The 20,039-nt window shown below is 68.1% G+C and carries 10 protein-coding genes; all 10 read left to right on the top strand.

Annotation, left to right across the window (positions count from 1 at the left end):
• Positions 1 to 23: 23 nt before the first annotated feature.
• The 10 genes from O6Y00_RS05085 to O6Y00_RS05040 all read left to right on the top strand — a co-directional run bounded on the left by O6Y00_RS05085 (position 24) and on the right by O6Y00_RS05040 (position 20,037).
• Complete coding sequence (locus O6Y00_RS05085) at positions 24 to 887, top strand: N-acetylmuramidase family protein (protein ID WP_353441519.1); 864 nt, start codon at positions 24 to 26, stop codon at positions 885 to 887.
• A gap of 10 nt (positions 888 to 897) precedes the next feature.
• A complete protein-coding gene (locus O6Y00_RS05080) occupies positions 898 to 1,560 on the top strand; it encodes a hypothetical protein (protein ID WP_353441518.1) in 663 nt (220 codons plus the stop codon).
• 311 nt (positions 1,561 to 1,871) lie between these two features.
• On the top strand, positions 1,872 to 2,285 hold the full coding sequence (locus tag O6Y00_RS05075) for a hypothetical protein (protein WP_353441517.1): 414 nt from the start codon (positions 1,872 to 1,874) through the stop codon (positions 2,283 to 2,285).
• 42 nt (positions 2,286 to 2,327) lie between these two features.
• Positions 2,328 to 4,994, top strand: a complete 2,667-nt coding sequence (gene tssH, locus O6Y00_RS05070; RefSeq protein ID WP_353441516.1) for a type VI secretion system ATPase TssH — start codon at positions 2,328 to 2,330, stop codon at positions 4,992 to 4,994.
• A 97-nt stretch (positions 4,995 to 5,091) separates the two neighbouring features.
• Complete coding sequence (locus tag O6Y00_RS05065) at positions 5,092 to 5,994, top strand: TIGR02594 family protein (protein ID WP_353441515.1); 903 nt, start codon at positions 5,092 to 5,094, stop codon at positions 5,992 to 5,994.
• A gap of 11 nt (positions 5,995 to 6,005) precedes the next feature.
• On the top strand, positions 6,006 to 6,479 hold the full coding sequence (locus O6Y00_RS05060; RefSeq protein WP_353441514.1) for a hypothetical protein: 474 nt from the start codon (positions 6,006 to 6,008) through the stop codon (positions 6,477 to 6,479).
• A 269-nt stretch (positions 6,480 to 6,748) separates the two neighbouring features.
• Complete coding sequence (locus O6Y00_RS05055; RefSeq protein ID WP_353441513.1) at positions 6,749 to 8,308, top strand: ShlB/FhaC/HecB family hemolysin secretion/activation protein; 1,560 nt, start codon at positions 6,749 to 6,751, stop codon at positions 8,306 to 8,308.
• 10 nt (positions 8,309 to 8,318) lie between these two features.
• Positions 8,319 to 16,091 (top strand): filamentous hemagglutinin N-terminal domain-containing protein, encoded by a 7,773-nt coding sequence (locus tag O6Y00_RS05050; RefSeq protein ID WP_353441512.1) that lies wholly within the window; start codon positions 8,319 to 8,321, stop codon positions 16,089 to 16,091.
• Positions 16,091 to 19,231 carry a CHAT domain-containing protein gene (locus O6Y00_RS05045; protein WP_353441511.1) on the top strand — a complete coding sequence of 1,047 codons (3,141 nt, stop codon included), beginning with the start codon at positions 16,091 to 16,093 and terminating at the stop codon, positions 19,229 to 19,231. The genes O6Y00_RS05050 and O6Y00_RS05045 overlap by 1 nt, the downstream gene beginning before the upstream one ends.
• Positions 19,228 to 20,037 carry a CPBP family intramembrane glutamic endopeptidase gene (locus O6Y00_RS05040; protein ID WP_353441510.1) on the top strand — a complete coding sequence of 270 codons (810 nt, stop codon included), beginning with the start codon at positions 19,228 to 19,230 and terminating at the stop codon, positions 20,035 to 20,037. Before O6Y00_RS05045 ends, O6Y00_RS05040 begins: the two co-directional genes overlap by 4 nt.
• Positions 20,038 to 20,039 lie beyond the last annotated feature (2 nt).

The raw sequence follows: 20,039 nt of genomic DNA, 5'->3' as shown, positions 1-20,039 counted from the left end.
AGCGACCTAACCGTGCCGCCGACGTGCGGACCGTTCAGATGTTGCTGAACCGGTCGGGATACTCGGGCGCGACGCCGTTGCGGGTCGATGGCGTCTTCGGTCCCCGCACCGCCGATGCGATCGCTCGCTACCAGACTCAGTCGCTGCGCCTCAGCAGGCCGGACGGGGTCGTCGATCCGAACGGGCCGACGCTGAACCGTCTGGGCCGCGATCACCGTGGCAACACGACCCCGGCCCGCCCGGTGCCGCGCCAGCCCACGCGCGCGCCAGCGCCAGCCGCGGCGCCGTCCCGGACTGCTCCAGCGGCAGCGCCCACAGGGACCGGGCCGGGTGGGCTCAGCGAGGCGACCTATGTCGACATGGCCGCCCGGCTCCAGTGCGAGACCGCGGCGATCAAGGCCGTGGTCGAAACCGAGGTCGCGATCCGCGGCGCGTTCGATGGGGATGGCCGCCCGACAATTCTGTACGAGCGCCACAAGTTCAGCAAGCACACCGGCGGCCGGTACGATGCCACGCATCCGGATCTCTCCAACCCCGTCGGTGGCGGATACGGGAGGTTCTCCGAGCAATATCCCAAGCTGGAGCGCGCAATGAAGCTCAACAGCAGCGCGGCACTGAAGTCGGCGAGCTGGGGCGCGTTCCAGATCCTGGGCGAGAACCACGTCCAGGCAGGCCACGCGACGGTCGAGGCCTTCGTGGCGGCGATGAAGAGCGGCATCCTTGCGCAGGCGGAAGCGTTCGTCGCGTTCGTTCTTGCAAACCGCACCTTGCTGTCGGCGCTGCGGGCGCGGAACTGGTCGACGTTCGCCAGGATCTACAACGGTCCCGCCTACAAAAAATTCGCGTACGACGACAAGATGCGCAGCAACTACCTGAAATACGCTTGAGGAAAATGAGATGACATTCGATCCCAAATGGCTGTTGCTCGGCGCGGCATCGCTGGTGCTGGCCTGCTCTCCCGAGGCTGGCACGGCGTCCGGCAATTCGACCGCCGCCGTCGCCACGCCTGCGGCTGAGCCCAGCGAGACGGTCGCGCCCGAGCCAATGACGCCGCCTGCTGCCCCCGCATCGGCCGGAAAGGTCGCCGTGTCCGGTAGCGCCGACGCGGAAGCCATCGCGCAGACCAAGACGGCGGCAGCGGGTGAGCAGATGACGAAGGTCCAGATCACGTCGGCGCAGTCGTTCGGACTGTCGGTGGACGGACAGCGGGTCGCCTCGATCGTCACCGGCGAGGCAAGTCTCGCGAACGGCACCCCCGGATGCTTCGCCGCGATCGTGCAGGACAGGAAGGTCTCGCTGGTCCCGACGATCGGCCAGGGCGAGTATGAAGCCGAATCGTGCGACAAGCCGACAGCGGTCGGTGTCCTGTCGTCGTCCGGCGACGTGGTTCGCATCGGCGCGGTGTTCGGTGCGTTTTCGCCCAATGCCACGGTCAGCGAGCCTATCGTCTTGAATTGGTCGCGCTCCAACGGCGCGCTTTCGATCGATGCAGCTGGCTCCAGCAAGGCCTCGCAGTCCGGCGCGCAGACGATCGCCGCGATGCGAAGCGCGGTGCAGTGACGCACCCTCGGGGTCGGTGATCAGGCGAACGTCAGAGCTATTGGGTGATGGAAAGATGCGCGCAGACTGCCAACGACGCTCCCATGCCGGCTAGGGCGTTCGCCTTGCGCGGATCCGTGATGTCGATACTCGCTTGCGCAATAGCGGCATGCGGTGCGGAGCCGAGCGTAGCCACTAGCAACGCTGTCGGGACGACCAAAGCTTCGGTATCGGCACCTGCGGTTCCGCCTGCCCAACACGCTTTGAAGCTTGCCGGGCAGGCGGATGGTACCGCGGTCGCAGCGACCCTTGCCGAGGCACGACGTCAGAACATGACGGACGTCGAAATATCCAAGACCCAGTCGTTCCGCGTGGTCGATGGTGCGCGGCAGGTGGCAACCGTCCTGACCGGCCACGGCGACATGCCGGATGCCATCGCCGCGGGCTGCTTCATCGCCATCCAACAGGGCGGTGACGTCGAACTGATCCCGACGCTGGGTTATGGCAATTACGAAGCCGAAACATGCGGCGGGCCGTTGGCTGTCGGCATCGTAACGAGCGCGCCGGTCCGTTTCGGGATCGTGTTCCGCGGCTATTCGCGAGAGGCCAAAACCAGCGTGCCGTTGGTGGTGGAATGGAACCGCAGGGATAACACGCTGCTGATCGACGACGTTCTGTCGACCAAGGCCTGGGATGGGGGTGCGACCAGTATCGCAGCCATGCGACGCCTGATCGGTCGACCATAGATTCATGATTATGCCAGCACACCGTGCAGAAACAGGGGCCCCATGACCGAAATCAGCCGTGCATCATTGTTCGGGCGGCTCGACGCCGCCGCGTTGACGTCGATCGAGTCCGCGACCGGGTTCGCCCGGATGCGCGGCAATCCCTATGTCGAGCTGGTTCACTGGATCCATTTGCTCTTGCAGGATCCGCAGGGCGACGTCGCGGCGATCCGGCAAAGCTTCGGGCTCGACGAGGCGCGGCTGGCGCGCGACGTGGTCGGTACGCTCGACCTGTTGCCGCGCGGTGCCTCGGCGATCTCCGACTTCGCGCCACAGGTCGAGGAGGCGATCGAGAAGGGGTGGCTGTACGCCTCGCTCCAGTTCGGTGCGGCCAAGGTGCGGACCGGCCACCTGCTGTACGGGATGCTGCGGACGCCGACGTTGCGCAACGCGCTGTTCGCGACCAGTGGCGAATGGCGCAAGATCCAGCTCGAACGACTCGGCACCGAGTTTGCCGCGATCGTCGGTGGCTCCAGCGACGCCGGGGTCGATCCGGTCGAGCCGCTACAGGCCGCCGGAACCGTGCCGCCCTCGTCCGGCGAGGCGCTGGAGCGGTATTCGGTCGATCTTACCGCGCGGGCACGGTCTGGTGAGATCGACTCGATCGTCGGGCGCGACGCTGAAATCCGGCAGCTGGTCGACGTGCTGCTGCGCCGTCGCCAGAACAACCCGATCCTGGTCGGGGAGGCGGGGGTCGGCAAGACCGCGGTGGTCGAGGGGTTCGCCAAGCGGATCGTCGATGGCGACGTGCCGCCGGCGTTGCGCAATGTCGTCGTCCGCGCGCTCGACGTCACGCTGATGCAGGCGGGCGCGGGCGTGAAGGGCGAGTTCGAGAAGCGCTTGCGCCAGGTGATCGACGAAGTCGAGGGTGCGGCGACACCGGTGATCCTGTTCATCGACGAAGCGCATACGCTGATCGGCGCGGGCGGGCAGGCCGGGACGGGCGATGCCGCAAACCTGTTGAAGCCGGCGCTCGCACGGGGGCGGTTGCGCACGATCGCGGCGACGACCTACGCCGAATATCGCCAGTATTTCGAGAAGGACCCGGCGCTCACCCGCCGGTTCCAGACGGTCGACGTCGCCGAGCCGGAAGCACCGGTCGCGATCGCGATGCTGCGGTCGGTGGTGCCGGCGATGGAAGCGCATCACGATGTCGTCATCCTCGACGATGCGGTCGCGGCGGCGGTGACGCTGTCGCAGCGCTATGTCCCGGCGCGGCAGCTGCCCGACAAGGCCGTCAGCCTGATCGACACCGCCGCCGCGCGCGTCGCGGTATCGCAGAACGCGACGCCCGCGCCGGTCGAGGACCAGCGGCGGCGCCTCGAACTGCTCGAGGTCGAGCGTGGCATCGTCACGCGGGAAACCGAAGGACGTTATCGTCACGATGATGCCCTGCCGGCGCTGGACGAGGCGATCGCAGCCGCTCGCGCTGCGGTCGAGGCGGTCGAGGCGCGATGGGCGCGGGAGAAGGACGCACTCGATGCCGTGCGCGCGGCACGCGACGGTGGCGACGGTGCGGCGCTGGACGCGGCCCTCGCGACGGCGCGCGAACACGCGGGCGATGCACCGATGGTGTTCGGCGTGGTCGACGCGGATGCGGTCGCCGCGGTGGTCGGCGACTGGACGGGTATCCCGGTGGGGCGGATGGTGAAGGACGAGATCGCCAGCGTGCTCGCGATCGGCGATGCGCTGAAGGCGCGGGTGATCGGGCAGGATCACGCGATGGCGGCGATCGCCAAGCGTATCCAGACGAGCCGCGCGAAGCTCGACAATCCCGGCAAGCCGGTCGGCGTGTTCATGCTCTGCGGTCCGTCGGGTGTCGGCAAGACCGAGACCGCGCACGCGCTGGCCGAGCTGATATATTCGGGCGACGATTCGATGATCGTCATCAACATGAGCGAGTTCCAGGAGGCGCATACCGTCTCGACGCTGAAGGGCGCGCCGGCAGGGTATGTCGGCTATGGCCAGGGCGGTGTCCTGACCGAGGCGGTGCGGCGGCGACCGTACAGCGTCGTGCTGCTGGACGAAGTCGAGAAGGCGCATCCCGACGTCCACGAGATGTTCTTCCAGGTGTTCGACAAGGGGTTCATGAACGACGCCGAAGGGCGCCACATCGATTTCCGGAACACCGTGATCCTGCTGACGTCCAACGTCGGCACCGACCTGATCACGTCGCTCAGCGAGGACGAGGAAATGGCGCCCGAGCCCGAGGGGCTGGCCAGTGCCATCCGTCCCGAGTTGCTCAAGGTGTTCCCGCCCGCCTTGCTCGGCCGGCTGCAGGTGCTGCCCTATTATCCGCTGAGCAAGACGGTGCTCGCCGGGATCGTTCGGCTGCAGCTTGCACGGATCGAGCGGCGGATCGCAGACAACCATGGTATCGCGGTGACGATCGCGCCAGCGGTCGTCGATCACATCGTCGAGCGGTGCACCGAGATCGCGTCCGGCGGGCGTATGATCGACGCGATCCTCACCAACACGATGCTGCCGGCGATGTCAGTGGAACTGCTCGAACGGCGCATGCGGGGCGACGAGGTCGCCGCCATCGCGATCGACGTCGATGCCGGCGAGTTCCGCTATAGCTTCATCACCACCGACGCCGAAGCCGCGCTGGCCGACCCCGTGGAAGAGCGCCCGGCGATCGCCGAAAATATGCCTCAAGACCTGAGTTGAAGGGCTATGTGGTTGATACGGTGTTACAGTTATACTTCCGATTGCATGAATTAGGCGAGGCGGTTACGAGTTTTCACCTTATTGAGGGAGCATTACAATGCGCCTGACGGAAATCGATCGTGGATGCCGGGGCCAACAGGTCCAGACCTTGCAGCATCTGTTGAACACGACCGGAAAGACCAAGCCTTCGCTTGATCTGGACGGAGTCTTCGGCATGCGGACCGAACAGGCGGTCCGGGACTATCAGACCCGCAACAGCCTGGATGTCGACGGCGTCGTCGGTCGCAACACCTGGACCGCGCTCGGTGCAGGCCGGACGATCGCGCCGTCCGCGACCCCGGTGCCCCCCCCCGTTCAATCCGCCGTGCAACCGACGCGCGCCGTGCCGATCCCGTCGATACGTCGCCTGAATGCCGGCGCTGCCAAGCCTGTCCAGCCCGCCCCGAAACCCGCCGCCCAGAAACCCGCCGCCCAGAAGGCCGCCGCGCTGCGAGCGCCGCCGCCGCCGCGGCGGATTGCGCCGTTGGAACAGCCTGCGGGTACGGATATCGGTGCGCCGTGGATGCGGATCGCGATCGCCGAAAAGGGGGTTTCGGAGATCAAGGGCGGCCAGCATAATCGCCGTATCATCGAATATCACGCAGCCACCGGGCTGGCCGCCAAGGAGGACGAGGTGGCATGGTGTGCCTCGTTCGTGAACTGGTGCCTGCGCGAGGCGGGGCTGCGCGGCAACAACAGCGCGCGGGCCAAGGACTTCGGGACATGGGGGCGCGGCCTCGAAACGCCCCGCTACGGCTGTATCGTGCATCTGCACCGCGAACCGAAAGGCGCCGACGGCCGCACCGGATCGTCGTCGGGAAACCACGTGGCGTTCTTCATCAGCCAGACCGCGACCCACATCACGCTGCTCGGCGGAAACCAGGGCAATCGCGTCCGCGAGTCCAGCTTTCCGCTCAGCCAATACAAGGTCAAGGCGATGCGCTGGCCGAACGATCGATGAGAGACAGTCTTATGGTAGTTGCGTTCATGCTGGTGTTGGCGGGTTGCGGTGCGGAGTCGGCCCCGGCCGAGAATGTCGCGGGAAATATGACGACGACTGTCGAGGAGAGCGGGGCGACCGGTCAACCGGCTGCTTCCGCCGCAACGCTGCAGGATTTCTGGCCGCGGTTCCGCCGCGCCGCGCTTGCCGGCGACGCCGCCGCGCTCCGGTCGATGAGCGCGCCGGTCGTCCTCCAGCGGAGTAGTCTCGACGACTCCCCCGCCCTCAAGCTCGCGGCCGCGCGCGTGCCGGCGGCGGTGGCGAAGATTCTGACGCTGCCCGACGGGGTCGATGCCGCCGGGCGCAGCCACCGCGAGATCCTGGCGGCGACGCCGGTAGCGAAGCGCGATGCGCCGCAGCCGGCAAACACCTACCGCTTCGGCGATCTGGTGTTCGCGCGTGGCAAGGCCGGCTGGAAGCTCACCGAACTCTATCTCGACGACTGACAGACGACGGGTTCCGCGCGCGCGGACACACGATGGGCACCGCGCGGGCGGCCAGCCGGACGACCGGCCGCAGGGAAAGCGGCCACCACGGGGGATGAGATTTGCGACGAGTAACGAGCGTAAGGCTGGGAGCATTGGCGGGGTTGGTCGCGGGGTTCGGAACGCTACCCGCGCACGCGCAGGTGGCACTGCCGTCACGTCAGGAAGTGACGCCGCCAACACCGCAGCCGCGGTCCGATTCGACGGCCCGGGTCGATTCGCGGGGAGCGTTGGCCGAGACCAACTGTCCGTTCGAGACGTCCGCGCTGCGCCTGACGCTCGACCGGGTCGAATTCACCCGGCCCGACGGTTCGCCGCTGCAGCCGCAGATCGCGAATGCCCTTGCCGGCTTGCGGACGCCGACCGGCGAGCAGTCGATCACCGCGGTTTGCACCGTCCGCGACGCCGCCAACGAAGCGCTGCGGCGGGGCGGCTGGGTGGCGTCGGTGCAGATTCCCGCGCAGGAAATCACCGGCGGCGTATTGCGTCTGCAGGTCGTCACGGCACGGATCGTCGACGTCCGCGTACGTGGCGATGCAGGCCGGTACGAACCCTTCCTGCGCCGGCGGATTGCGGCGATCCAGGCCCTCGACCCGCTGAACGAGCGCGAGGCCGAGCGGATATTGCTACTGGCGGGCGACGTCCCGGGGCTCGATGTCGCATTGTCGCTGCAGCCATCGGGTGGCGAGGCCGGGACCGTGATCGGCGATCTGACCGTCAGTTCGCGACGTTTCTCGCTGTTCGCCAATGCGCAGAACTACAATTCGACGCTGCTCGGGCGCGAGACGGTCTATGCCCGTGGTGAGATCTACGGCCTGACCGGGTTGGGTGACATCACCTACCTCGGCGCCTCGTCGACCACCGATTTCAAGGAGCAGGTGATCGTCCAGGGCGGACACATCCTGCAGCTCGACGATGGCGGCACGACGTTTGGCGGTCGTGCGACCTATGCGTGGTCGCGCCCCGATCTTGGTGTGCTCGATCTACGGACCAACACGCTGATCGCAGGGCTGGACCTGACCCGGCCATTATTCCGATCGGTGCGTGCCAACGCACGGGCGCGGCTTGGGTTCGATTTCGTCGACCAGATCTCGCGCGTCGGGGGCGGGAACGATGCGGTGACGCTGACCCGCGACAAGCTGCGTGTGCTGTTCGCGGGGATCGATGCCGATCACCAGTTCGTCGACGGTAACGGGCGGCCCTGGCTGTCGGTGTCGTCCTCGCTCGAAGTGCGCAAAGGGCTGGGCCTGTTCGATGCGAGCCAGACCGGGTTCGTGAGCGGCGAACTCACATCGCGACTGGAAGGCAACGCCCGCGCTTTGGTTGTGCGCGGCGTCATCGATACGACGCTGTCGCTTGGGCCGATCTTCAGCATCGCGGCGATCGGCCAGATGCAATGGGCGAACGATCCGCTGCTAAACTACGAAGAGTTCGCGCTCGGCAGCCTGACGATCGGCCGTGGCTACGATCCCGGTTCGAACAGCGGCGATCGCGCCGTGGGCGGCCATGTCGAGGCGCGCGCGGACGTGCCGCTGACCGGACGGCTCGGAACACAATTATACGGGTTTTACGACCATCTCTATCTGACCAATCTCGATCGGGCGCGGATCGAGGGCGCGCGCAACTTCGACAGCGTGGGCGGCGGCGTCCGGCTGTCCTTCCCCAACCGGCTGGTGCTGGATGTCGGCTATGCCAAGCCGCTCGATCGTGCATTGCGGCTCGACAAGGAACGGCCGCCGGCGCGCGTGCTTGTTTCGCTGACCGTGCAATTCCGTGATCGTGCTCGATAGGATGTTTTCGATGACCCATGTCGCGTCGCCCGTCCGTCGCCGCCGCCTGCTTCTGGCCTTGACCAGCGCACTCGGCGGTATCGCCGCCGCGCCCTCGCTCGCCCAGACCACGCCGGTCATCCCGACCCGAGCCAGCGCATCCGATATCAAGACGGGTGTCGGCATCGATCCCCTGATCACCAGCCCGAACGGCAATCTCAACGTCCGATTGCGCGCCGACAATACGGTGATCAACTGGGACGGGTTCAACATTCCCGAGGGCCGGACCGCGAATTTCGACAATGGAACGGTGCTGAACAATGTCGCGGTGCTCAACCGCGACGTTTCCGGCAAGGCGTCGCAGCTGCTCGGCAATCTTACCAGTGCTGAGGGCGTGGCGGTATGGGTGTACAATCCCAAGGGCATCATGGTCGGTGCCAAAGCGACCTTTACGATCGGCTCGCTCGTGTTGTCGGCGCTCGACGTCAACAGCAACGATTTTCTGGGCGGCGGTACCAGATATCGCATGAGCACGGGCAATGACGGGGCCGGCAGCATCGCGGGGATCACCGTCCTGAACGGCGCGACGATTACGACGGAAGGCGGCAATCGCGGCCTCGTGATGGTCGCGCCCAATATCGACGCCGACGGCGAATTCAAGGCGGCGGGCCAGGACGTCGCGTTCGTGACGGCGAGCGACGTCACGTTGAATTACGGGACGAACAGCCCGTTGTCGGTGACGCTGAACCGCGGCACCGCGGTGCCGGGGCGCAGCCAGTATGTCCGCGGTACCGTCGACGGGCGGGACGTGATGTTCGCGCTGGCATCGCGGGGTACGATCACCGACGCGCTCCTGAGTATCGACGCAGGCGTCACCACAGCCTCGAACGGCAGGCGCGGCATCGTACTGTCGGCTGGCAAGCCCGGCACGGCCGTTGACGGGGTCGACGTCGCAGGGACCGCGGACACTACTGGCGGCGTTGCCGGGATGTTGGTGAGGGGCGTACTCTCGACGGCGTCGGACAATGGCGGCGACATCATCGCTCGCGCCAACGGCACCGGGGCCTTCGCCCGCTCCCTGATCAGCGGGCGCGACGTCGTCCTCGCGTCGGCTGGCGACTTGACGGTCGCAGGCGACGTCACCGCAGGGCGTGACTATCTGCTCACGGGGCAGGGGATCGCATTGGGTGGCAACACGTCTGCGAACCAGCGCGCCGGTCGTGACGTCCGCCTGGTTTCCACCGATGGCGGCATCTCAGGTGCTGCAGGCCTCACGTTGCGGTCCGGTGGCACTGCCAGCGTGACGCTGTCGACCGTGGGCACGGTATCGGGCGATATCGTGTTCGACGCGACGAGCAGCTTGGTTGGCGGCAGCGATCGGCAGGGCTATGTCGATCTTCGCCAGCGCGATGCGGCGAACCGAATTTCGCTGGGCAACGTCACCGCGCGGAACGTGCGGCAATCCATCGGGACGGGTGCACTCCGCGATGGATTGAGCTCTACAGGTGCGCTGACCCTGGGTAACGTCGACGTACGCGACGCATTGGCCCTGACCGCTTCGGGCATCACGGCGGGGACGCTGGCGTCCGATCGCAATATCATACTCGCCGCCAACGGCGCGTTCACCGCCGACGCCATCACCGCGCGCGGGGGATCGGTCGCGCTGAGCGGAAGCGGTACGACGCGTGTCGATGGCACGATACGTGCCAGCGGAAACGATGCCGATGTCGGGGTCCTGCGCGACGGCGACATCACGCTCGACGGCCTTGCCGCCACGCGTTTCGTCAAGGTCGACGCCGGCAGCGGTTCGGCAACGGTCGCAGGCTCGGTCGGCGCCGGTCGCGATTACGAGGTTCTGGGCAGTGCGGTGTCGCTCGGCGGTGCGGGCACGGTATCCCAGCTCGCCAACGGGGCGGTTTCGATCAGCGCGGGCGCGGGCGGCATTACCGGGCTCGATGGTTTGACGCTGCGATCCGATGCCAACGGTTCGGGCGCGGAATCGCTGACGCTTGCGGTGACCGCACCGTCCGCGACCGGTATCGCGTTTGCGCCCGGCTCCAGCCTGTATGGCGGAACGGCGCGCCAGGCCGAAATTCGGGTTCAACTGAACGACGCGGCAAGTCCGATCGCGCTTGGCCGGGTCGAGGCCCGCACCTTGACCGGACTGACCACGACCGGCGCACTGCGTCTTGGCGACGTGTCCGTCGTCCGCGACATCGTCGCCAGCGGTGCGTCGATTCAGACCGGTGCGCTGATCGCCAGTTCGGGTGCGGTCGCGCTCACCGCGACGGCCGGCGCGATTACCACCGGATCGGTCGACGTCGGCCAGAGCATCACAATGACCGGCAGCGACACGATCGCCACCGGTCGTATGGGCGCGCGCGATGCCATCACCATCGACGGCGTTGGCGCGCTGACGTTCGGCAGCGACATTCGCGTCGATGGTCCGCTGACGCTGCGCGGCGGATCGATCGGTTTCGCGGGGGGTATCGTTCGCAGCGGCGGCGCGATCGATCTGCGCGCATCCAGTGGCGGCATCGTCGGCACCGGCGCGGTCGCGTTGACCTCGACCAGCACGCAGGCCAGCGACTTCGTCCGGTTGCAGGCGACGGGTGTCGACGGGATAGCGTTGGCGCCCGGCAGCTCGATCACCGCCGGCACCGATCGCGCGTTGCGCGTCGGCATCTTCAACGCCGCCGCGGACGCACCGCTCGCTCTTGGCAACGTGACCGCCCGGTCGCTGACCGCGCTCGGCGCAGCCGATGGCGACGCCACGTTGCCCGGCGGGGCGATCGTCTCGAACGCCACGCTGACGTTCGGCGCGCTCGACCTGGTCGATAGCTTCGCCGCGGAGAGCACGGGCGGCAATCTCGGCGTCGCCGGGCTGTCGGTGACGGGCGTCGGCCAGGGGATCAGCCTGCGCGCGGCCAACGGCACGTTGACCGTGCAGAACGACCTGTCGGCGAGCGGCGACGTGACGCTGGCGAGCGGCGGCGCGTTGCGGCTTGGCACCGTCGAAAGCCGCGACGGTCAGGCGACGGCGACCAGCGGCGGAACCGTGACGCTGGCGACGCTTGCAGGGCGCTCTGTCGCCAGCGCCAGCGGAACGGCGGTAACGATCGATTCGGTCCGCGGCGGCGTCGTCGCGCTGACGGCCAGCAGCGGTGACGTGCAGGTCGGACGGATCGACGGGGCGGCGGTGACCGCGGGCGCCACCGGGGGTGGTGTCACGATCCGCAATGCGTTGGCGGCCAGCGGCGCCGTCGTTCTCACCGCAACGGGCGACGTACGGGTCGGCGGACCGATCACCAGCACCGGCATGACGGTCGGTGCGCAGGGCGACACGGCGCTGCTCGGCGGCCTCGCTGCACGCGGCGATGTCGCCCTCACCGGTCGCTCCGTGACGCTGGGCGGGGCGCATGGCGCGACCGGCAGCTACACCGTGACCAGTACCGCAGGTGGCATCACCGGTAACGCCGGCACCACGCTCGTCGCCGACAGCGACGGTCAGGGCGGCGAGGCGCTGAGCCTGTCCGCGACCGGCGGCGGCATAGCCTTCGATCCTGCCACCACGTTGCGCGGCGGTTCGGGGACCTCGGCGGTCGCGCTCGTCACCGATGGCGGTGCGATCGCGGTCGGCGACGTCGCGGCGACGATCTTCACCGCGACCGGCGCGAACAGCATCCGCACGGGCAATCTGACCCTGGCCGACTCGTTGACGTTGAATGCGGCGGGTGACGTGGTCACCGGCGGGATCGACGCGGGCGGTGCGGTTGCGCTGACCGGCGCGACGGTGGCGTTCGGGACCGTCGATGCCGCGTCGCTCAACGCGACCGCTGGCACCGGGACACTGACCGGCGGGACACTGACCGGCGGGAATGTGTCCGTCCGTGGTGGTGCGTCGCTGCAAGCCGCGGGCGCGGTAACCATCGGCACGGTGGATGCGGGCAATGATGTCTCGCTCCACGGCGGGACCTTGCAGTTCGGGCGGGTCGGAGCGGCCAGTCTGGCCGCAACGTCGGCCGGCGCCCTGAGTGGACGCGACATCGTCACGTCGGGTGCGGCGACGTTGACCGCCGGCGGGGCGATCGCGGTCGGCACGATCGATGTCGGCTCCCTCTCGGCGATCGCAGCCGACGGCAGGTTTGTCGCCGGCGACGTGTCGACCGGCGGGGCGGCGACGATCGAAGCGACCAAGGGGGCGATCAATCTCGGTACGGTAACCACCGGCGGGAATTTGGCGATCACTGCGGGAGGGCAGATGTTCGCGACGAGGGTCGCATCGAGTGGCACCGCGACGCTCACGACGACGGGGCTCGACTCCAGCATTCTACTCGCCAACGGTCTTTCGGCGGAGAACTCCGTGGTCGTCGCGGCGACGGGAGACATTCGCGCGTCGACGATTGCAAGCCGCAGCGGCGATCTGACGATCGCCGCGCCCAATGGCGAGCTTGTCGGCTTCGACGATCAAAGCGGCGTCGCGCTGAGCGCGGGGCCGGGGCGCGCCTTCTCCTTGACGATCGGTGACGTGGCACGGCTCGGCGACGTGGTCGGCGGCAAGCTGACCATCGTCGCGACATCGATCAGTGCAGGCCGGGTCGACACCGGCACAGAGGCGCTCGAACTGCGCGCAACGGCCGGCGATCTGACGCTAAGGGGGCCGGCGACCGGCGGGACCGTTTCGCTCGGAGCCAGCGCGCGCACCCGCCTGACGACGGTGAACGCGGGCGGCGCATTGACGCTGACCGGCGACAGTATCGAGTTCACCAGCATTGTCGGAAGTTCGATCGATGCGACGTCCGCGGGCGCGATTACGGGCAACTCGGCGACGGCGGCAAGCACGCTCGGAATCCGTGGCGCTTCGATCGCGCTCGATCAGGTCAAGGCCGGTTCCACGCTTGCGCTGACCGCGACCAATGGTGACCTGACCTTGACGGGCCCGGTCACCGGCGGTGCCGTGACGCTCGGTGCGAGCGGGCGGGCGAATTTGGCCGGGGCAAATGCAACGGGCGCATTGACGCTGACCGGCGGGAGCATTGGCTTCAACGATATCGCGGGTGGCTCGATCGATGTGGCGTCGGCGGGGGCCGTCACGGGCGGATCGGCAAAGGCTGAGGGTGCGCTTGGCGTACGTGGCGGCACGGTGACCCTTGGTCGGGCCGACGCAGGGACGACGCTGACGATGGCGGCGACTGGTGGCGACCTGCTCGTGACCGGCCCGGTTGTCGGTCGCGACGTTACGCTCGGCGCGAGCGGGCTTACGAGCCTTGCCAATGCCACGGCAACCGGGGCGCTGGCGCTCACCGGCGGAAGCATCGGCTTCGCCGATATCGCGGGGGCCTCAATCGATGTGGCGTCTGCAGGGGCGGTCACGGGCGGATCGGCAAACGCCGTGGGTGCGCTTGGAGTACGTGGCGGCACGGTAACGCTTGGCAGAGCCGGCGCAGGGACGACGCTGACAATGGCGGCGACGGGCGGCGACCTGCTGCTGACGGGCCCGATTGTCGGTCGCGATGTTACGCTTGGCGCGAGCGGGCGTACGAGCCTTACCAATGCCACGGCAACCGGGGCGCTGACCCTCACCGGCGGGAGCATCGGTTTCGCCGATGTCACGGGTGCTTCGATCGACGCAAGTTCGAGCGGGGCGATCATCGGCAACGCCGCGACGGCGAGCGGTGCGCTCGGGTTGCGCGGCGCCACGCTTGCATTGCGACAGGCTGTCACGGGCGGGACCGCGGCGCTGGCTGCGACCGGCGGCGATCTGCAGCTTACCGGGCTTACCTCCGGTGGCGATGCGACCTTGAGCGCAACGGGCATTGCGACCATTTCGGGCGTGGTGGCGGCCGGCGGTGCGTACCGCGTCACCGGCGGCAGCGTGCTGCTCGGCGGGACCGATATCGTGCAAAAGGCGGCTGGCGAGGTTCGCATCACCGCGACCTCCGGCGACATGACGGGCGCGCAGGGCCTGACGCTGACGAGTGACTCGGATGGCACTGGCGCCGAGCGCCTGTTGCTAGATGCGGCAGGCGGGATCGGCTTTGCTGGTACTCGCATCCAGGCCGGAGCGAACAATGGTGCAGTGCTCGGCCTGCGCGCCGGCGGCGGTCGCACGATGCAGTTCGGGATCGTCGGCGCCGCAAGGATCGGCAGCTTCGACGGGACGACGGTCGCGGGATCGCTTTCGCACGATGCAGGAGTCAGCGCCGACGACGTCGCCGTGACCGATCTATCGGCGGCACTGTCGCGAGGCGATCTCACGTTTGACAAGGTCGCGGCATCGGGCAACCTCGCGCTGCGAACCGATACGGGCAAGATTGCGCTGGGCGACGTTCGCGGCGCGGACATCACGCTCGCGAGCGGCGGCGCGCTGACGACGGCGGCGGTGACCAGCACCGGCGCTACGTCGCTGAAGGGAGAGAGCATTGAGGTCGCCGGCAAGCTGGCGGTGGCGCGGCAATTGCTGGCAGACGCCCGCGCGGCACTGACGTTGCGCGATGCGAGCGCCGGCGGGGCGGCGACGTTGAAGGCTGGCGGTGCGCTCGTCGCGGGCACGGTCGAAGGTGCGAGCATCGACGCGAGCGGTGCCGGGGTGACGCTGGCCAGCGTCAAGGCGGGCGACGCCCTGACGCTGACGAGCAGGAACGATCTGTCGCTGGGCGGCGGTACCGTCGGCGGCGCGGCCGTGCTCGATGTGGTCGGTCTGGCGACCATCGGCGGGTTGGCCGGGGGGACGGCCTCGACGATCACCGCGGGCGACGTCGCGCTGAACGGTCCCGTCCGGGCCCAGACAGTGGCGTTCGTAAATCGCGCGCCGACGACCGCCACGATGCGGATCGGCGACGGCCTCGCTGCCGACGGTTTCCGTCTGTCCGACGCGGAGGTGCGGCAAGTCACCGCGGACACGATGCGTTTCGACGCCGGCACAGGCGGGATGGAGGTCGGAACGCTGACCCTCGGTACGGGCAGCGGGCGAGCGGTTGAGATGCTCGGCACCGGCGATATTCGCGTGGTTGGTACGGTCTCGACACAGGGCAGCGATCGGTCGGTGCGGATCGGCGGCAACCTTAGCGGCGGCAATGCGAACGCCATCCATGTGATCGCGACCCGCGATGGCGGCGGGCGATTGCTGTTCGACGGGTCGGACGTCCAGTTGCGCGGCACGCGGATCGCGGTCGGCCTTGCGCCCGGTTTCATCGATACGCTGCAACCGGGGGCGGAAGGGCTGGCCCAGGCCCAGTCGCTGATCGGCAACGGTAATTCGGCCTTGTATAATCCGCAGCTCGGCGGCGGCTTTTACGATCCGGGTGCGACGACGACGTTGTCGGCGCGATCGCTGACCGTGAGCTTTGGCGATTATGCGCTGTTTCAGAACACCGCCATCCCCGGGCAGTTCTCCGGCTTGAAGCTGGGCGGAACCCCCGCTGCACCGGTATCGCCGGCACTCCGCATCAGCACCTTCGGCGCACCCGCGCAGGCCAGCGTCGCGCTGTTCGGGACGATCAACGGGATCGACGGCGCCAGTGCGGCGCTGCTGGGCAATCCGGTGATCAATATCGATCCGGTGCTGCTGCCGAACAGCCGCATCAACGGCTGTCTCGCCGGATCCGGTGCAGGCTGCATCAACACGATCGTGATCCAGCCGACGTTGCAGGTGTTCGACTGGAACAGCGAAGAGGTATTCGGCATCGCGCGCGACGTCTCCGTGCCGTTCGCGCCGGTGATCGGCAGCAACAACGAGGAGCTGCTGACCGACCTCCCGGCCCTGGCGCCGCAATCTCCGACCGACCAAGAGGGCGAACGCTGATGCCGCGCGTGATACAAAGCAACCGTAACGCCCTGCTGATCGTCGCGCTCTGCGGTTCGGCGCTGGCCGGCTGTGCGACCGTCACGCCGCAAGCGCGGCTCGAAACGGTGGGACTGGGCCGCAACACGGCTGGCGAGGCGTGCGTCGCGACGCGCAACTGGTCGGATCCTGCCGCGCCAGATCGTTTTGCCCGCGCCTACACCATCGCCTGCTCGGGTGTCGCCGCCAGCCGCCCGCTTGGCACCGTGCGCGTGGTCAAGGCGACCACTGACGCGCGGGCAATGATCGAGGCGCAGTTCGACTGCGGCCCCGACCGCGCGGTCCGCGTCGCTGCGGTGCAAGGCACGGCGCGTCGCTGCCTCGACAAGGTCACGGGGCTCGAATCCATCCGACTCGATGCCGCGCGCGGTGACCTGCACTACGTCGCGGCCGGCACCCCGGCGTTGCTGCCCTTGCTCGAGGAAGCGCTCGGAATCGTCTCCGGCGCGCTGCCGCCGAACGCGGACGCAACGCGCACACCGACGGCGACGATCGATCTTGCCGATCTTGCGCCCCGCCCCTCGGCAACCGGCGCCGATCTGGCCGCCGCCGATGCCGCAGGGACGGTTGCCGCCCCGCTGGATGTCGCGACTGCGCTGGCGCAAGGGATCAGCCTGAACCACAAGGGGCTCTACGTCGAGGCGTCGCGGATCCTGAACGACGCGCTGAGCCGCCTGCCACCTGCCGCCTCCGCCACGGTTGGTGCAGAATTGCTGCTCGAGGCGGGACTGGCGGATTCGAACATCCGTTTCCCCGATGCCGCCGCCGCCCATTTTGCCGCGGCCGACGCCCTGTTTGCAAGCCAGCCGGCGTCGCGAACTGCCTTCCTGTCGCGCAAGCGGGATACCTATGGTGCGCTCGACGCGATCAACCGCCACGCTTTCCCCGAGGCGCTGGCAACGCTCGACCGGGTGGCGAACCCGCCTGCCGCGGCGGACCAGCCGCTGCGCGATCCGTCGACGTTGCGCCTGCTGAACCAGCCCCGTCAGAACGGCACGGCGACGGCGCTCGCGGTGCCGAATGCCGCCATATTGTCGCAGCTCGTGCTCGATATCGAAACGCAATATGCGCGCAGCGTTTCATTGCTCGCGCTGGGCGATCGCGCGCAGGCCGAGGCCGCCATCGACCGCGCCGCCTCGATCTACCGGCCGCTTGCCAACGAACGCCTCGACCAGACCCAATTGCTCTGGCTCGGCGCGCGCATCGCTCGCCAGCGTGGCCGGTTGCAGGCCCAGCGCGGCGACTATGCGGATGCTTACGACAATTTCACCGACGCCGTCGACATGCTCCGCCGCAGCGCCATCGCCAATGCCGGGACCGGCAACGAACCCGCGATCGCCGAGGCGCAGCTCGACCGTGCCGCAGTGTATGCGCGGACCAATGCGTCCCGTGGCGCGGTACGTACGAGCTTTGGCGAGGCCATCGACGCGCTGATCGACTCGCGCGGCACCTCGCTCGGCAGCGCGCTGGGCATGCAGGACTATCTCGACCTGCTGGTCGCCGAGTCCGCCAAGCCGCTGCCGGATACATACGACCGATTCTTCCGTGCGGTGCAGGCGAACGGTGAGCCAGCCGTTGCGCGCCAGCTCAGCCAGCTGAGAAGTGCGGTCACGGCGGATGGCACGATCGCCACGGCGTTGCGCGAACGCGCCGATCTCGAACGGGAAATTACCCGGCTGCGCTACGCGATCGCGGGCGGGACGACCGGCGAAGCCGCACCGCCCGATCTTTCGCGCGCTCGTGCCGCCGCCGAACAACGGCTGTTGACGGTCGATGCGCAACTGGCTGCCGATCCACGATACCGTACGCTCGACGACGCTCCCGCGACGCTGACCGCGCTGCGCGCCGCGCTGCGCCCAGGCGAGGCCTTCGTGAAGCTGACGCGGCTCGACCGTCGCATCTACGGGCTGGTCGTGACCACCGACCGGACGTTCGTGTACCACGTTGCGAACAGCGAAGCCGCGACCCGGGCGGTCGAGACGCTGGGACAGCAGTTGCGCGCGTCGATCGACGGCGATCTTAACATCGGCAAGCTGGTCCCGTTCGACGAAGCCCGCGCCTACACGCTGTTCCGGCTGATCGCGGGTCCCGCTGCAGCGACATTGCAAGCGTCGCGATCGATCGTCGTGGATCCGGCCGGCCCGCTTGAAACGCTGCCGATCGGGGTTCTGGTCACTCGGTACGATGCGAAGGCCGTGCGTGCGGACCCGTTCGATTTTTCGCAGACCGCCTTTCTCGCCCGTACCGCGTCGATCTCCAACGCCCTATCGCCGCGCTCGTTTCTGGTCGCGCGCAATACGCCTGCATCGAAGGCTCCGCGGCCGTTCATCGGGTTCGGTCAGCATAGTGCTCCCGCGAACGCGGTCGCGGCGGCAGCACAGCGTTCGATTGCGGTCGGCTATGGCTGCAGCGTCGATTATGGCCGGCTGGCGAGCCTTTCGCGCTCCCTCAAGCCGATCAGCGCGCGCGAACTCGGCATCGCGGCGGGCGCCTTGCAGGTGCGCGATGCCCAGATGCTGACCGGCGCGGCGTTCAGCGATACCAGCGTCGAGGCGCGCGGCGATCTCGATCAATATGAGGTCGTCCACTTTGCGACCCACGGCCTGACCGAGGGCATGTGGGGCTGCTCGAAGTCGCCGCCGGCGTTGGTGACCTCGTTCGGTGGCGCCACGTCCGACGGGCTGCTGAGCTTCTCGGAGATCGCGCAACTGAAGCTCGATGCGAACCTCGTCGTGTTGTCTGCGTGCGATACGGCCGCCGGCGTGCGCGACGAAGGGCTTGCGCGCAGTGCGGGTCAGGAAGAGGCGGGGGCAACGCTCGAGGGGCTGGTCCGCGCGTTCCTGACCGCCAATGCCCGTGCGGTGCTCGCGACCTATTGGCAGGTGTCGGCCGAAAAGGAGAGCGACGAGTTCATTCGGGCGTTCTACGCGCGGGCACGCACCGGAACGATGGGCGACGCGATGCAGGATGCGCAGCGCGCGCTGATCGCGCAGCCAGCCTATTCGCATCCGTTCTACTGGGCGCCGTATTTCCTGGTCGGCGACAGCAGCAAGACTGCGCTGAGCCCGCCGCCGCAAGGCGCGCGCGTCGCAGCACGGTGAACGCGGTACGCCCGCTCGGCGCCGCGCTGATCGGTATAGTTCTGGTGGCGTTATGGCTGGTCCTGGCGCCCCCGATCGTTTCCGGGTGGACGGACGGGGAATCGCCTGTGCGCGGCGAGAGCATGTTCACGCTGGCGATCTTCGGTCCGATGCTGCTGGTGGGTATCGTCGGTCGCCGTATCGGCGCGGTGCCGGGCAAGCTCTTCGGCGATGACGCCGGTCGGGCGACGGTTTGGGGTATCGCACTGGGCGTCGGAGCACTGCTGCTCGCGGTCGGCTACACGTGGCTGGCAGGCACGCTGGTCCCGGGAGCGAGCGGCCTGACCAGCGTGTCGCTCATGCTCGGAATTCTCGTTATCGCGGTCCAGGTGGCTGCGGAGGAGTTGCTGTTCCGGGGCTGGCTGCAGCCGCAGATCGCCGCGGTGATCGGTACGCCCGGTGCGGTCATGCTCGTAGCTGCAGTATTTGCCGCGCTTCATGGACTCGGCGGCGCGACGGGGGGGCTCGCGGTGCTGAACCTGATGCTTGGGGGGATGATGTTCGGCCTTATCGCAGCCCGTAGCGGCGGCATCGCCGGCGCCATCGCGGCGCATTGGGGCTGGAATGCCGGGGAGCAATTGCTGTTCGGCCTCGATCCCAATCCCGGCATGGGCCCGTTCGGCGCGGTCCTCGATCTGGATCTCGTGGGGGCCGTCCGATGGGGCGGGTCGGACCAGGGTCTCAATGCAAGCTTCGCAATGACGGCGGCCCTGGCAGTGATCGTGGTTCCGTTGGCGCTTCGACGAGGATCGACCAAAACGGCCTGACG

The organism is Sphingomonas faeni (assembly GCF_040407565.1).
Taxonomy (GTDB): domain Bacteria; phylum Pseudomonadota; class Alphaproteobacteria; order Sphingomonadales; family Sphingomonadaceae; genus Sphingomonas; species Sphingomonas faeni_F.
The sequence above is the reverse complement of the archived record's forward strand: the minus strand, read 5'-3'. Positions and strand labels throughout refer to the sequence as shown.